The sequence below is a fragment of the Mastigocoleus testarum BC008 genome, from assembly GCF_001456025.1.
Lineage (GTDB): Bacteria > Cyanobacteriota > Cyanobacteriia > Cyanobacteriales > Nostocaceae > Mastigocoleus > Mastigocoleus testarum.
This window is the reverse complement of record NZ_LMTZ01000130.1, coordinates 28,223-44,562: the sequence shown is the minus strand read 5'-3', so window position 1 is coordinate 44,562 and position 16,340 is coordinate 28,223. Positions and strand designations below refer to the sequence as shown.

Genomic DNA, 16,340 nt, shown 5'->3' with positions numbered 1-16,340 from the left:
CCAGCAATATCTACTGAATAACCCGTAATCGGCATTAATCGGCATATTTTAAAATATCAAATCTCAAGTCTGTATCTCAATTACACCGCAAGCAAGACGTTTACCTGCTTTACCCGTAGGCTGGGATTTGAAATCATCTTCCTGTTGATGAACTATAACTGCTTTACCAACAATTGAGTTCTCACCACTGAGTTTTACTACTTTGTCAACGCGGTTATATTTAGCATTTCCTGAGTTATCAGCGGTTATATTACCCAAATCGCCAACATGTCGTTTATCTGCTGGATTATCTGGCGCACCGTGGGGATTACCGTTTGGTGCGAAATGACCACCTGCAGATTTACCATCGGGTGCACTACAATCACCTTTTTCGTGAATGTGGAAGCCATGTTTACCTGGAGATAAACCTGCTACTTGAGCGGCGATCAGCACGCCGTTACTATCAGGTTTGAAATTAACATAACCGCTAACCTTACTGTCTTCGGTTGGTTCAAGGTTTGCAAATACAATCTTATTAGATGTCTTAGTTGTTTCTACTTTTTCAGGATTTTTTGTTTCTGTTCCAGTCTCACAACCAGCTGCAAAAGAAATACAAAATAAGCAAATAATTAATTTAGTCCAAGAAGTCTTCATTTCTGACAACTTAAAATCATTTTTTAAGGTAGGTAATATATATAGCAGGATTTGGGAGCAATAAGATAGGATATGACCTACCGTCACGCTATGCTAATAGCAGTAGATAATGCCTTAAAGCTGATTTCTAGCTGCTCCAACCTCACTGACCCGAAATTTCCTGTACCTAGCTTTTATGCATTCACTGATAAAATAAACTTTTCAATCTCTTCTCCGCAAATCGGAATTTAGGTTTTTCTGTGGAATATTTTACTTGCATTATGCAAAAAATTAGGAATACTACCCACTTTGATGCTTATTTTTCCATGTCTGCAATTTCTTTGGGAACACCAGCAGTCAAAACTTCATGTCCGTTTGGTGTTACCAATACATCATCTTCAATGCGAATCCCGATTCCAACCCAACGGGGATCGATTTCTGGTTGCTCTTCATCTGGTTCGGTGTCTGGTACGATGTAAAGTCCGGGTTCTACTGTGAGTACTTGACCTGGTTGTAAAATTTGCGGGTTGTCCTCACCATATTTATAAACTCCCACATCATGGACGTCTAAGCCCAACCAATGACCGGTGCTATGCATATAAAATGATTTGTACTTTTGTTCCTCAATTAATTGCTCAACTTCACCCACAAGTAAACCTAATTCCACTAAGCCTTCTGTTAACACCTGTACGGCTGTATCGTGAATTAAATTATATGGATTTCCAGGTTTGACTTGAGCGATCGCTTGTTTTTGTGCTTCTAAAACTAGTTCATATAATGCTTTTTGTTCTGCTGTGAATTTACCACCCACGGGAAATGTCCGAGTAATATCAGAATTGTAGTAGCCGTAGGAACAACCAGCATCAATTAATAATAATTCTCCATCCTGCATTTGCCGATTATTTTCAATATAGTGCAGTATACAGGCATTATCAGCAGAGGCGACAATGGAAGGATAAGCCGGTCCCATCCCACCCCGCAGACGAAATATATGTTCCATTTCTGCTTGAACTTCATATTCATATCGTCCGGGTTGAGTAAATTCCATTGCACGATTATGTGCTTCCACTGAAATATCTGCAGCTTTGCGCATTAATTCCAATTCAGCTTCACTTTTGATTAGTCTCATCCCGTGGAGAATTGGACCAGTATCTTCAATTGCAATTGGTCCGGTACCATGTTTCGGGTATATTCGCATTAAGCGTTGCCAATGGTTAAGGATTTTATCATTGAAATTGCGATCGCGTCCCAAATGACAGTAGATGCGATCAGCTTTTTTCAAATATTCGGGTAATTTTTCATCTAATTCTTCAATGGAATATGCTTCATCTGCACCGTAAATTTCCTTTGCTGTATCCACCCCACAGCGATAACCGGTCCAAATTTCAATCTTTTTATCTTTAGGTTGGACGAATAAAACGTATTTATGTTCTGGATGATGGGGTGCTAAGACTGCAACTGCTGCTGGTTCGTTAAATCCTGTGAGATAAAAGAAATCGCTATCTTGACGAAATACATATTCAACATCATTATGCATCACCGCCATCGGTGCGCTACAAAAAATAGCTGTACCATTACCAATTTTTGACATTAATTGCTGGCGACGTTGCTGATATTCTGTATAGATACTCACGTTAATAACTCAAATTATGATGATACTTATTTTGATATTTTAACTTTGTATTATGAACTTTGTATTGACTGTAAATCTACAAGTCATAACTTGTTTCTTTTCTCTAGCAAGGAGCATCTTATTGAAGGCTCTGTCTAGGCTGTTGACTTTGTTATAATTTCCATATTTTATTCATATAACTTTTCTCTTATCTTTTATCTCGTTCCCAGGCTCAGCCTGGGAACCCATAGGAAGAGGCTCCGTTTCTTATCCAGACTGGAGGCTCCGCCTCCAATGAGGTATTCCTTGCCAGAGACAAGGAACAAATTATATCAAAATTCAATAATCTAGGCTTTACCTCATAATTAATATCACCGAGTTAATATGTCAGCTTGAACTAACTTATCTAGGTATTTTGCTTCATTATTTGTATCTATATATATCAAATTTATTCACTATTTTTGATGATAAATTATGCTGAATTTAAGATGATTTTCAGCAATTAAAACTACAGAATAATATGTAAAATATCAACAGTTATTGGGTTAACTTTAAAGTATTTTTTAGATGTTCCGGTATAACAAAAAAAAATCCAAAATGATTATTAATAGATTTATAGCCAATACTTGTGAAAAAAAATTATGCTGGCATTTGGAAACAACTCTGCGAAAACAAACCAAAAATTGTCAACTTCGATATCAACAAATGGTTTTAATTCTCAGAAAAACGATTTAGTAGACACTACTTTAAATCTAAACGGTTCTTCTCAAGCACTTGTAGGAGGAGAAAATGCAAACTCTTTGCAAAATCCTAATCCTGTTTTAAATAATCCTACTGTTAATCCTGATTTTGATGGTGATGGTAATACTGACCTCGTTGGTCGCAATTCACAGACTGGTGAGGTTGCAATTATATTAGCCGATACAACAACTACAACCGTTGGTACTCTCGGTTCCGAATGGGAATATGAGTTTGCAGATTTTAACGGTGATAGTAAAACTGACCTTTTTTGGTATAACAGTCAAACTGGAGAAAGTACTATTTGGGTCATGGATGGTGCAAATATTACTGAACAGCAAGCTTTGGAGCCTGTGAGTGCAGGTTCTAGAGGTAGAATTGGTGATTTTAATGGCGATGGAATATCTGATATTTTGTGGAATAATCAGCAAGATGGTCAGAATTCTGCTTGGATCATGAATGGAACTACGGTAGTCGAGGCTGCTGCTTTACCGGAAACTGGTGCTTCTTGGACTCCCACTGTGGTTGTTTCTGACTTGAACACTAGTACTGATATTTTTTGGCACAACGAATCTACTGGTGAGAATCAGGTTTGGTTGATGAACGGTACCCAAGCAACTCCTGAGGCTTTACCAACCTATGGTGCTGGATGGACTTATGAAGTAGGGGATTTTAACGGCGATTTGCTTACCGATATCCACTGGCATAATGAAGCTACGGGAGAAAATACTCTTTGGATATTGAATGGTACTAATGTCAGCGAAACACCTTTAACAGCATTGGGTTCGGAATGGGAATCAAGTGTTGCTGACTTTGATGGTGATGGTAAAACTGATATCCTCTGGCATAATACCCAAACAGGTGAAAATACTGTTTGGTTATTCAATGGTTCGGAATTTTCTGAATCTCCTCTAAAAACCCTGGGTACAGGTTGGGAATCAAGTGTTGGTGATTACAACGGTGATGGTAGTTTCGATATTTTGTGGCGTAATAGCGAAACAGGTGAAGATGTCGCTTGGTTGATGAGTGGTGGTCAAATTGCTCAAGAGGTTCCATTACAAACTGCTCCTCCAGAATGGTCTCTTAGCTAGTACCGCTGCGCGGAAGTAAAGTTAATTTGGTCGATTTGTTTTGTTCCAAGGCTCAGCCTTGGAACCCATAGTAAGAGGCTCTCTCTGCCTTGTAATTATACGCGAGGTGGGCGATATATCCCATTAATTTGTTTCCCAGAGAATTCTGGAGAGATGTAACATGTTACGTCTCTACAAGTAATCGCAGATTTATTTATCAACCAATATTCAGTCGCGATATCGCAAAACCTAGAATATAAATTCTGCAAACATTTTGATACTTTCAGGACTTACGCAATTGTCACAATATACTGGTGGTGCGTGACACTAAGAACCTTATTAATACGTTCAAGTTTACTCTAAGTGTCACACACCCTACAAAAAAATGTGCTGGTTGCGTAAATCCTAACTTTTTCTAAGTGACCGAGATAAACATTTTTGTCAAATGGATATATGTTATCAATTTACAGAAATATAAATTCAAAACCTTTAAAAATTTATAACTATCGTCCCTAAAAATACCTGATGTCTTCTCTTATTAAATCCCCTTCTACAAATACTGTTTTATCAACGTCAACAAATTTAAATGATGTTGTTTCCAATAAATCTGCTTTAAATACGGATCTGCATTTGACCGGTGCTTCTCAATCTGGACTGCAGGAAAACAATGTTTCTGCAACTGCAAATCAAAACCCCAATCCAACTTTTAGCGACGTTAGCAACTTTATAGATTTTAATGGTGATGGGAAAAATGATAAGTTTTGGCGCAATACCCAAACCGGTGAAAATACTATTTGGTTAGTTGATAATACTAATATTGATGCTGGTTCCATTTCCGCAATTGGCTTGGAATGGGATTTACAGTTTGCTGATTTTAACGCCGATAATAAAACAGATATTCTCTGGCGTAATACTCAAACTGGTGAGAATTTAATTTGGTTGATTGATGGTAAAAGTATTACTTCAGAAATTGCTTTAGATCGTATCGATCCTACTTGGTCTGCTAGCATTGTTGATTTTAATGGCGATAATAGCAGCGATATATTTTGGCGCAATAATCAAACAGGTGAAAATGCTGTTTGGATTATCGAAAATAGTAATGTAACAACAGCGGCTTTTTTGGAAACAACTGATATTTCCTGGTCTTTTAGCATTGTCGATTTTAACGGTGACGGTAAATCAGATATTTTTTGGCGCAACCAAACTGCTGGTGAGAATGAAATTTGGTTTGTTGATGGTACTGATACTTCGGAATTTTCATTGTCTGATGTAGATTCGCAATGGAATTATACTTTGGGAGACTTCAATGGTGATTCCCGTACTGACCTTTTATGGCGTAATGAAACTACTGGGGAAAATACTATTTGGTTGATGAACGGAATTTTATTCTTGAGTGGTTCTCTAGATAATCTTGATGCTTCTTGGAAACCCAGTGTGGGCGATTTCAATGGCGATGGTCAGACTGATATTTTCTGGCGTAATGAAGTAACCGGGGAAAATACAGCTTGGTTGATGAATGGTACGGAAAAAACTACCTCTGCTTTCTTCCCCAGTAACGATCCTGGGTGGAGTCCTTCCCTTGGGGATTACAACGGTGATGGGAAAACAGATGTTTTTTGGCGTAATTCCCAAACACAACAGAACGATATTTGGTTTGTCGATGGTACAACGATTACGGAAGCACAGATTTCTGAAGTTTCGACTGAGTGGGTGGTTTATTAATAGGACTTAGAAATTAGTGAAGATAAGCAATAAGCATTTAGATGTATGCACTCTGCGCTTATTATTACTGCAAATATTCTGAACTTTTAAAATCGGGACTTAGACATTTTTTTGGAGTAATACAACCTCAAAGCTTAACATGTGAAGATTGTACTTAAATCAATCATATATTTTCCTGGTATATCCAGGTTATGACTAACACCACGCTTTGCTAAGAGCTATTTTTTAGGGTTTGAAGCTAATATCTTGTCATGAGTGGATTTGAGGCTTTTACCTCCTTGTTTTTGTCTGAGTCCGACTAAAAGACACACTTTAATTACTGAGTTGTTGTAAATCTCTACCAATGGTATATTTAGCTTTTTCGGAATTTTCTTCGTTTTGTTCAAAGTCAGTATTAACAATTTTTTGGAGGGGTTCTTTATCAGGTTCTGGCATATTTAATTGGAGGGGTTCTTTATCAGGTTCTGGCATATTTAAGCAGATACAGCGATTTAAAAAAGTTAGAGGTAAATCGCACTCATCGTTACTCGTCAAAATTACAATAGGAAATTCTTCACAAATAATTTCTCCTCCTTCGATATCTACTTCTTCATTCTCATAAGTAAACACTTTTACCTTTGGTTGCTGCTTTTTTATCTGGGCTAACTCAGGAATATAAAATTGTCCTTCTGCAAAAATCTTCAAAAGATTGTTCTGTAAATCAATACTACTATTATCAATTTCATCTATTAGCAAAACTCTGGGTTTATTCCTTTTACTTTGGAAAAAAGCTGTTCCTAATGTCCCTAATCGTACATATTTACCAATATCATCAAACTGTTCATTTTCTTGTTGGTTACATTCTAAATTTTGAAAATACCAACCTATTTCTAATTGCCGCCTTACTGCATCATAACTGTAGAGACCTTCTGTTAAAGTAGAATGAGTTGTAATATTCCATCGCAAGACTTTTCCTAAATTCAAATTATGTGCAATCGCGTAAGCAAAATAACTTTTGCCTACTCCTGGTCTTCCTTTTACTATTAAAGGACGGCGCAGGTAAATGGCTGTATTGATAGAGTCTAATTGCTCATCCTGGAGCCGAAAAGTTTCTCCTCCTTTTTCCTCTTGTGTAGCTTTTGTTTGTTGGTCTTTAATTGTGTTAAAAAAATCAATTTTAAATTGTTTGCTATGACTTGATTCTTCGATATCAGTTGTCAATAAATGCCTACGAGCCTCTTGGTATTCTTTTTGATATTTTTGGATTTCTTCTTCACAATTATAATAAGGATTTTGAGTGATTTCAAATATTTCTTTTATTTCTTCTAATATCTGCTTTGTTTTTATATTTTTTGTTTTTCCTAACTCGAATAAACATCTTAAATAAGCATATAAGCGAAAAATAAATTTATTGACTACAACGTTCTTATCAGGCCAAAGATAAGATAGTTTCATCGTCATACAGAAAGCCTTGAAAAAGTTGTAATCAAAAGCTTTTTTATCAGAGCTATTATGATCTAGAATTTTCCTAGTCTCTATATCCTCCTTTACATCCTTTAAAAAATATTTATATGCATAGTCGGCACATTGCCAAAACAAGGGAGCATCTAATTTAGCTAATATTTTTATTAGTTTTTCAGCAAATTCACCACAATTTGTTGTTTTTGCTTTAGTAAAATGAATACTATTATTTGATGAATCATAGATTTCTGAGATATATTTATCGAGTTTAGTAATACTATCATCCCGCTTATAAATATATTTCACCCAGTCAATAGAAGAAATAGCAGGGTGGAATTCGTTAGGTTTATATTCTTCATCGCCAATATCAAATGGAATAATATTATATATTTTGCTTAAACCACACATCAAATGCCATGCATCAATTTCAGCCCGTACCCATTTGGAATTGTTAGATTTTCCTGAAATTGCAAGGAAAAAGTAATCAGATTTTTGCAGTCCCTTAACAAGTTTGACTACCCATTCTGTATTAATTCTCCCCTCCTCTTTTGATAACCACGGTTTAAAGCCTTTTTTTTTAAACCAACTACACAATTTTTTACGATAGATTCTTTCAAATGCATAATCTTCATTTGAGTGGCTAATAAATAATTGTGGTCTGTGATTTTGACGATAGTTGCCCATAATTTGAAGATTCACGACGATATAAATGTTTAATTGACATTCGTGAGAACTTAAGATACGATGATTACTCGTAAAAGCGAGGTGCATGGCGGCTTAGTCCAGTAGGGCTAAGACAAAGTTGGGATAACTATTTTTTGTTTTCCCTTAAGCACGCATAAGCAATGCTATTAAATCTGACGTGACAGAAAACTGAAAAATCGTGTTTTTCACCTCTATCTCGTCCAAACTTTTAAGCATTATTGCTTATTGACAAATACTTTGTCATCTTAACTTGTCACCACTGAGATCAATCTGATTTGAAGCGTAATCATAGCACGATTCTAAACGAAACGCCCCCCCCGCTAACCCTACTTATCTGTTATGTTTATTTCGTGCTTTTTTGTATCTATTTTTCAACACTGTTTGTGCTGCACGCATTTAAAGTTTCGCCGCTGTCTTCGGTCAAAATTATAATTTTTTTAGAGTCCGCAATCATCAAAAATTATGATTTTGGTCATCTAATACAATAAAAACTTATATTCAAATACTCCTCAAATAATTAACCAATCCTTATCTTCTTTTTCATTACTTTTTCAGCAGACCCTAAGTATCAAATCGGAATTACTGGAATACGAGTTTAATCACCCACTATCGCGCCCAATGCTTTGAGTGTAACAATCTCTGCAGTCGTTAAACCTTTCACACCACTAATATTCATGCCTTCATAGGGTTTCTCACCTTTGAGAATTTTTACACATTTACCTGTGTTCGCATCCCAAAATCTCACTGTACCATCTTCACTACCACTAGCGACAATAGAGCTATTTGGGCCAAAGTCTACGGAGCGCACCCAGTTAGTGTGCCCTTCCAAGGTGTAAAGACATTTGCCAGTGCTAATTTTCCACAGCCGCACTGTTTTATCTTCACTACCACTAGCAAGGATATCACCTTGGGAACTCCATGCCAAAGAACGTACTTTGTTTGTGTGTCCTTCCAAGGTGGAAAGACATTTGCCAGTGCTAATTTCCCACAGTTTTACTGTTTGGTCATCACTACAACTGGCAAGAATTTTTGCGTCTGGGCTAAAATTGACGGAACGTACTATACTGGCATGTCCCTTTAAAATCTGGATGGATTCACCACTATTGAGTTCCCACAGTTGAACTGTTTGGTCATCACTACCACTAGCAAGAATATCACCTCGAGGGCTCCATGCTACAGAACGTATCTTATCAGTGTGTCCTTGCAAAGTGTGGATAGATTCACCACTATTGAGTTTCCAGAGGCGAATAGTTAGATCGTCACTACCACTGGCAAAAGTATCACCTTGAGGACTCCATGCTACAGAACGTACCTTATTGGTGTGTCCCCTCAATATCTGGAGGCATTCACCACTGCTGAGTTCCCATAACCTTACAGTTCGGTCTATGCTACCAACAGCGAGGATATCACCATAAGGACTCCATGCTAGGCAGTATATGGAACTGTTATGCCCCTGCAAGGCTTGGAGACATCTATCACTTTTGAGATCCCACAATTGCACTGTTTGGTTTCCACTGCTACTGGCAAGGGTATCACCTTGAGGACTCCATGCTACAGAATATATCGAACTGGTGTGTCCCTGCAAGGTGTAGAAGCATTTGTAGTTGCTTGGTTCCCACAACCGAATAGTTTGATCCCCACTACTACTGGTAAGGGTATCACCTTGAGGACTCCATGCCACAGAATATATCCAATCAGTATGTCCCTCCAAGGTGTAGAGACATTCCCTACTACTGAGATCCCATAGTCGCAACGTTTCATCCTCACTACCGCTGGCAAGGATACCGCCTTGAGGATTCCATGCTACGGAATATATGGAATTTGCGTGTCCTTTTAATATATGAAGACATTCGCCGTTACTGGGATTCCATAACCGCACCGTTTGATCCCCACTGCCACTGGCGAGGGTATCACCTTGAGGACTCCATCCCACAGAATATATTGAATTGGTGTGCCCCTGTAAGATGTGAAGGCATTCGCCACTGCTGAGATCCCATAATCGTATCGTCCGGTCTCTACTACCACTGGCAAAGGTATTACCTTGAGGACTCCATGCCACAGAGTATACCCAATTGGTGTGCCCTTTCAAGGTGTGAAGGCATTCCCTGCTGCTGAGATTCCACAGTCGCACTGTTTGGTCTCTACTACTACTAGCAAGAATTTTCCCGTCTGGACTAAAAGCGACAGAATATACCCAATCGGTATGTCCCTCAAAGGTGTGGAGGCATTCGCCACTGCTAAGATCCCACAGTCGCACCGTTTGGTCTCTACTTCCACTAGCAAGAATCATCCCGTCCGGACTAAAAGCAATGGAAAATACTGAACTGCTGTGCCCAAAACAGGTGAAAATTTCTCTGCCACTAGTAGCTTCCCATAAACTAATCAGACCATTAATATCAGCAGTCGCAAAAACTGTGCCTATTCCCTGTGGAGACTTTGTGTTAACAGGGCTAAATGCTACAGACAAAACAATACCGAAGATTTTAGTAAAAATACAATCTTTTAGACTTGTCTTGACAAAATTAACATTTCTCAAACTTGCGCCACTAAAATCTGCCCCTTTAATCACTAAGCCGCTTAAGTCTCTGCCCTCCAAGGCTCTCTTATCAACCTTGAGCGCCAATGTCGTCGCATTTCCTCCAACATAACCCACCTCATCTTCACTTTTCTCTCTCTTTCCTTCAAGGACCTTAACCAAGGCTTGATAATCCCCTACCATCGGTACCAACAAATCCATCACTGCTTTTGTCAATGGTCTTCTCCCAACTGTCTCGAGCAATTTTTCCAAGGACTCCCTGACAAATGCTTGTAATGGCGCTATCGAGACAATATTCTCCTTTGCATCAACATGACGGCGAAAATAGGACGACCAAGTATAATAAGTCGGTGGGTTATTGTTTAAATATCTTTGTGCCTGAGCCAATTCAGTAAAATCATCAGCCAAAACTCCGAATTCGGCTGCAAATTTATACGCTACAAAAAACTCTAACAAAGATCGATGTGCCGGAGTATAATCACCATCAGCATTACGAATTAGCATGGTTTGCCCCATCATATCGTAATGCCAATGGTCTAAATCCTTCTGTTCCTGAACGGTCGCACCAAATAACCGGCGAATACGATCAGGAAATTGGCGGTAGTTTAGGCTCATTTGGTCAGTAGAGAGCATTTCCCAGGATAATTCACACAGAAAATACAGTTTATCTGCAAGGGAAGTAAAGGTACGTTCGACTTTGATATCCCTCTGCATTTTTTGCTTTACTGCATATAAATACACCCGGGACATATCTACAGGTTTACCAGCTTCGATATCTGGTAATGCTTCCAAAATTAATTCGGTCATTACCGGACGACGAGCTAAATCTAATAATTCCGAGTTTCCCATCACCTTCTCTACCGTTACATCTTGCGCTTGATGGGATAATAGTTGACGAATTTGCTCCTTGTTGAATTTCTCCAGTTCTAATACTTCAAATTGCGGTGTTTCTCCGCTTAAATGTGCAACAGAAGCTTGTAATTCTGCATTTAACAAAGCCCGTCCTTCCCGTGCTTCTGGGAAATGCTCCGTGCGACAAGTTAGAATCACCTTCGCTCCGGGAACCACAACTTTCGCTAATTCCCAAAAATTATTAATCATCTCCTGACGGTCGATCCGCGAAGCCATTTCGTCAAAACCATCGAAGATCAGCAACAGTTTCCCCATTTGATTGAGTTGCTCAAAAGCTGAATATCCGGGTATAGGTATTTCATGCTGACGAAAGAAAAACCTAGAAAATAAAGATTCCACATCTACCGCTTTTGCGTAATCTCTTAAAGAAATCACTAAAGGTAAGCGGGGAAGTTGAACACCTCTGTGTTTTGCATCTCGATATCGTTGTAATGCGACCCAAGCGTAATGTAAGACAAACCAGGTTTTACCAGTGCCAAACTCACCTAATATTGAAATATGCTCCTTGGCTGGATCATCTAACCAACGATCAATATAACCATCAATCCAACCATCTTCTTCTGTATAATAACTAACTCCAAGGCGAGCCTTAGTAACTGGATCTAATTCTTCTTTCCTACAAGCCAAAGGTACATAGCATTTATCGATTCCCCTTTTTTTGACTTCTGCTTCTAACCAATTGAGATAACAACTAAAATCTGCATCTATTGCTACAAGTTCATCAAAGGTAAAACACTCTAAATTGTGATTTTTTTCTTTTCTAATTTCAGAATGCGCCGCTTTACTAATACGTCTGTCGGTTACCAACCAACCTTCATCAGTACGTTTTTCTTTAACTTTTGAGCTTAAAACCCTTACATCTTTAAGACCTAATTCCCCCGTAATTCCACTTATAAAAACACGGTCATATCGGTTACGTCTGACCGGAATATTAATAATCCACTCAAAATAACTATCTTGCCAAACTTCATGTTTCTCAAAATGATAACCCAAGGTGTCAAACCAACCCCTCATCTGTTGAGCTAAGGTGTTTAAGTTAGAACATAGAATAATCTCCCCGGACATTTTCCCAGAATTGCGAGGTGAAAGTGGAGAATTTTGTTCAGTCCTTGTATTAATTAAATTGCGATCAAGTAAGTAACTTTGTGATGGGGGAATTTCTAGTTTTTTTCTTACCTTTTCCAAATTTTCTTCTAGGGTTCCATTATCCTTGAGATTAATCAACTTAAATGTCCAGTAGGGTGTACCTGCTACTTTACCTTCACGATTTCTTGGACGTTGGTCTTTTAATAATTTTAATTCTTCTAAATATCTAATAGAATTTCGTATGTGTTCAATAATATATCTTTCAATATCTTTCTCACTTTTAGCTTTAATTTTAGCTCTAGTACTAGTTATTAATTGCGGATTATTATTTTGAATTAGGTCTTGTAAAACTTTTAATGTCGTACCTTCACATTTCTTACCTTTTTTATCTATGCTTACTCCAGTCACAAGCAATTGGTTCTTACCAATCCATTCAACTTTAATTTCCTGCATTACAGAATACGATTGGTTTTGCTTTGACGCAAATTGTAGTAAAGCTTCAACGAGATTCTCGGCATATTTTTTAGCTAATAATCCTTTACTAACATTAGTCATATTCTTAATTTTTACCCCCAATAATGTTATTTCGCTGTGCGCAAGTCAAAATTCATTAGCGCAGCGCGTCCGTAGGACATAAGTCAAAATTCAAAAATTTGTTAATCATCGGTGTAAAAGTCTTAAAGTCACAGTACGAGTCGGTGGATGCAAAGTTTTGTTCACCCCCAAAATTTCGGGCTAAGTGTGCTTGCTGTTAACTCTGTGGGTTTTTGGTAGCACCTTCGGTAAAAGGAGATTAAATTTCATACAAAATCTGTGACACAACTTGTTCCTTGTCTCTGCCAAGGAATACAGTATTGGAGGCTCCGCCTCCTATATGATAAAGAGGCAGAGCCTCTTGCTATGGGTCCCCAGGCTGAGCCTTGGAACCAGGTAATACACAAAAATTGTATGAAATAAAAACAAAGATTAACGCGCAGCGTATCGTATCAGTTAGGGGTAGACAATAGCAAAGATTGTAGCTATCTTAAATAATCTCACATAGCTCTTTTTATTCTTACTAACCTACTTAGAATTTAATTTAAGTTTGTATAAGAAAAATTTATATTTTGTCATAGATTAAGTTTTGGAAGTTTTTCCTAAGGGCCCAAAACCTTATTGTAAATCATTTTAGGTAATTGCTTTGCAAATCCTCGGCGTTTTTCCTAGGCAAATTATTCTGTACTCAGCATATCAATCAACTTTCTTTCAAGCTTATATCATCAGGTTTTTGTAAGTTTCTTTAGGGAATAGGTGATGACCCTATTTAAAGATTTGCTTATGAATTTCCGAAGCATGATATTGGAAAACAAAGAGCAAAGATTATAGTCTGATGAGTTCAAGTAATTGCAATCATAAGTGTAATCAAGGTTATTGTCCGTTTACTAGCGATCCTTTAGATCCTTACAGACACGTCTGTGTAAAGTGCGGAAAGGATTATTCCTTTCGCAGACATCGATTTAGTAGTTTTTTAATTTTATGTGCGTTGATTGGTTGCATCTTTCTATTAACTAACAATAATTTCCAAGAAACTGAGTTGCAACCAAACACTCAACCCATTTCCCAAGACTCAAAATCGAAGTCTTGAATTGAGAAATCTTGAACTGAGAAATCCCGGACTTGGAAGTTTTGAATTAAAAGTCCCAGTTTCAACTTGTGCTACTAGACACATTTATTGCAAATAGGGACTGAAAACTCAGAATCAATCAAAATTCATTTACCAACATAGCCCCATGAAAACCACAACTAACGAACACAGTTTATTTTTCAGATGGAGTTATAAATCTCTTAAATACTTCTTTCTAGCAAGCATTGCTTTTATCTTTACTTGCATCATTTCCACAAGTTTTAGTATATCGATCATTTCGATTCCAGTATTCTGGTTTACAATCAATCTGCTATGGCGATTGGGAATCGTAGTCCTATTGATGCTGGGGGTCGCAATTTTTGTTGAGTCTTGGTCTTGGCGGTAAAATGTACGTTTTATCTTCCCTTGAAGCAGCGATCGCTGTACTAAATAGCAGAAGTCAGGAGTCAGAAGTCAGAAGTGTAATCCTTTTGGTAAAAGACTTTCAGCTTTTCAACTTTACCTCACTTACTCACAATCCGTTATAAAAAGCATAATTGGAGATGCTTGCAATTCCATTCTCTACGTAGTATTGTTGTAGTACAAAGATTTTCAGGTAAGTAAAAATGTCATTACCAAACTACAAACTTTGGATACTACCCTTTTACTAGCTAATGCAGCCCAGTTATGCAGGTACATTTGAAGCACATATTACTACCAAAGCAGATGATTTAGCCTCACTGGAAAAATTCAATTCGCTGTGCGAAGCTCTCAAAGTTAAGTGCGTCTCGATTGAGTTACCTCAAGGTGTAACTTGTTCTCAGCCCATGACTGCATCCTATCATCATGGCAGTTTAAAAAACGTACTACAAGAAGTTAATGCGATCGCACAAAAATTAGCAAATAGGAATTTTGAAGTTAATCGCATTAAAATTGAGGCGATGGTGAATAACCGAGATGTTCCAGTTTCGGATATTGAAGCGCAGAGATTACCTAAAAGTAATTATTTTGAGTTTCACGTCAAAGTGATTTTGTCCGCAGATAAGAATTTAGAAGTTCTTAGAAGGTATTGTTTGCAGCACGATGCTCATTTATCTAGAAATACTTTTAAGCGATTGGTTGACGGACAACAAGAACGATTTATTACCATGCGAATATATGGTGTGGGATACAGATCTGCTCAAAAACACTTTGATAATTTACTTAGATTACTCAAATCAAAAGGATTCCAACTTTCTCAACAACAAAGAGAATATACTGTGTATGACAGCAACTTAAGTTTAGATGCTGGTTGGATGCAAGTATCTTAAATCAGCAAAATTCCTGTAGGGGTAAATATCTGCAGTTAATTTTTTCAATTAAATTCAAATAGATACTGGTAATACCCAGCCTTACAGGATTCTAAGAAGTTGAACTGAGTCAAGCAGTATGAACGATGAAAGAAATTAAAGACAAATTATTAAAAATTGCTGATATTACAAGTCGTCCCTCCAGTGAGGTGTTGAATTACCACCTACTTGAAAGTATTTTGCGCCGAGTTTCTGATTCAATTTATGTTGATGAATTAGTTTTACGTGGTGGAATGCTTACCCGACTTTGGGTTGAACCAGGACGACGAATTGCTGAAGATGTTGATTTTCTTGCTTTGTACCCTTTCAGTATTGAAGTTACAGGGGAAAAATTCCGACATGTTTTCCAAAATAACAATTTTGGAGATGGAGTAACATTGGATATTTCTTCCTTGGAGGTTACAGGAATTTGGTTAGAAACTGAATTTCCAGGGGTACGAATTAATATCAACGCAGCGTTCGAAGAATATCAGAAAAACATCCAAATAGATGTTGGTTTTGGAGATCCATTAGTACCAGCAGCACAATGGATCGAGTATCCAATGTTGACTACTGAAAAGGTCAAACTACAGACTGCAAGTCCAGAGATAATGTTTGGCTGGAAACTACATGGTCTGGTGGAACAAGGAATCAAGCGGTGGAGACCTAAAGACTTATACGATCTAATGCTATTTACTAAAAAGATCGAGCTAGATGAAACCATAGTTAAATCAGCAATTGCTACAGCTTTCAGCAGTCGTAATACTACTTTAGAAGAAGTTTATTATCTTTTATCTACGCCGCAGTGGTGGGACAAAAGCAAAAATCGCAGTAAATGGAAATGGTATACTCGTCGCCAGAAAGAACAAATAATGCCAGAAGATTTTCTGTCAATTGTGGCTGTAGTGACGCAAAAATGGGAAAGTATTGTGAAATCAATGATTTAGGGCTGACAAATACCTTATTTGTTAGTCTT

Annotated in this window: 9 protein-coding genes; 5 read left to right on the top strand and 4 right to left on the bottom strand. The window is 37.6% G+C overall.

Annotation, left to right across the window (positions count from 1 at the left end; genetic code table 11):
• Window positions 1-63: 63 nt before the first annotated feature.
• Both BC008_RS34515 and BC008_RS34510 read right to left on the bottom strand, forming a co-directional pair.
• Entirely contained in the window at window positions 64-633 is a 570-nt protein-coding gene (locus BC008_RS34515; protein WP_027844268.1) for a superoxide dismutase family protein, read from the bottom strand.
• A gap of 295 nt (window positions 634-928) precedes the next feature.
• Window positions 929-2,239: an aminopeptidase P N-terminal domain-containing protein gene (locus BC008_RS34510; RefSeq protein ID WP_027844267.1), complete on the bottom strand. Its 1,311-nt coding sequence runs from the start codon at window positions 2,237-2,239 to the stop codon at window positions 929-931.
• Between the two features lie 626 nt (window positions 2,240-2,865).
• Here BC008_RS34510 and BC008_RS34505 point away from each other — a divergent pair.
• Both BC008_RS34505 and BC008_RS34500 read left to right on the top strand, forming a co-directional pair.
• Window positions 2,866-4,053, top strand: coding sequence for an FG-GAP repeat domain-containing protein (locus tag BC008_RS34505; protein ID WP_036266185.1), 1,188 nt, complete (start codon window positions 2,866-2,868; stop codon window positions 4,051-4,053).
• Window positions 4,054-4,557: 504 nt separating this feature from the next.
• Window positions 4,558-5,754 carry an FG-GAP repeat domain-containing protein gene (locus BC008_RS34500; RefSeq protein WP_027844265.1) on the top strand — a complete coding sequence of 399 codons (1,197 nt, stop codon included), beginning with the start codon at window positions 4,558-4,560 and terminating at the stop codon, window positions 5,752-5,754.
• Between the two features lie 312 nt (window positions 5,755-6,066).
• Here BC008_RS34500 and BC008_RS34495 read toward each other — a convergent pair whose 3' ends face one another.
• Both BC008_RS34495 and BC008_RS34490 read right to left on the bottom strand, forming a co-directional pair.
• Entirely contained in the window at window positions 6,067-7,878 is a 1,812-nt protein-coding gene (locus BC008_RS34495; protein WP_058184231.1) for a TIR domain-containing protein, read from the bottom strand.
• A 616-nt stretch (window positions 7,879-8,494) separates the two neighbouring features.
• On the bottom strand, window positions 8,495-12,988 hold the full coding sequence (locus tag BC008_RS34490) for a WD40 domain-containing protein (RefSeq protein WP_058184229.1): 4,494 nt from the start codon (window positions 12,986-12,988) through the stop codon (window positions 8,495-8,497).
• 1,428 nt (window positions 12,989-14,416) lie between these two features.
• On the opposite strand from BC008_RS34490, the gene BC008_RS49910 reads away from it, so the two are divergent.
• From BC008_RS49910 to BC008_RS34480, 3 genes are all read left to right on the top strand, one after another.
• Window positions 14,417-14,584 carry a hypothetical protein gene (locus BC008_RS49910; protein ID WP_161938193.1) on the top strand — a complete coding sequence of 56 codons (168 nt, stop codon included), beginning with the start codon at window positions 14,417-14,419 and terminating at the stop codon, window positions 14,582-14,584.
• A 126-nt stretch (window positions 14,585-14,710) separates the two neighbouring features.
• On the top strand, window positions 14,711-15,346 hold the full coding sequence (locus BC008_RS34485) for a hypothetical protein (RefSeq protein ID WP_027845201.1): 636 nt from the start codon (window positions 14,711-14,713) through the stop codon (window positions 15,344-15,346).
• 125 nt (window positions 15,347-15,471) lie between these two features.
• On the top strand, window positions 15,472-16,311 hold the full coding sequence (locus BC008_RS34480; RefSeq protein ID WP_027845200.1) for a nucleotidyl transferase AbiEii/AbiGii toxin family protein: 840 nt from the start codon (window positions 15,472-15,474) through the stop codon (window positions 16,309-16,311).
• Window positions 16,312-16,340: the final 29 nt, after the last annotated feature.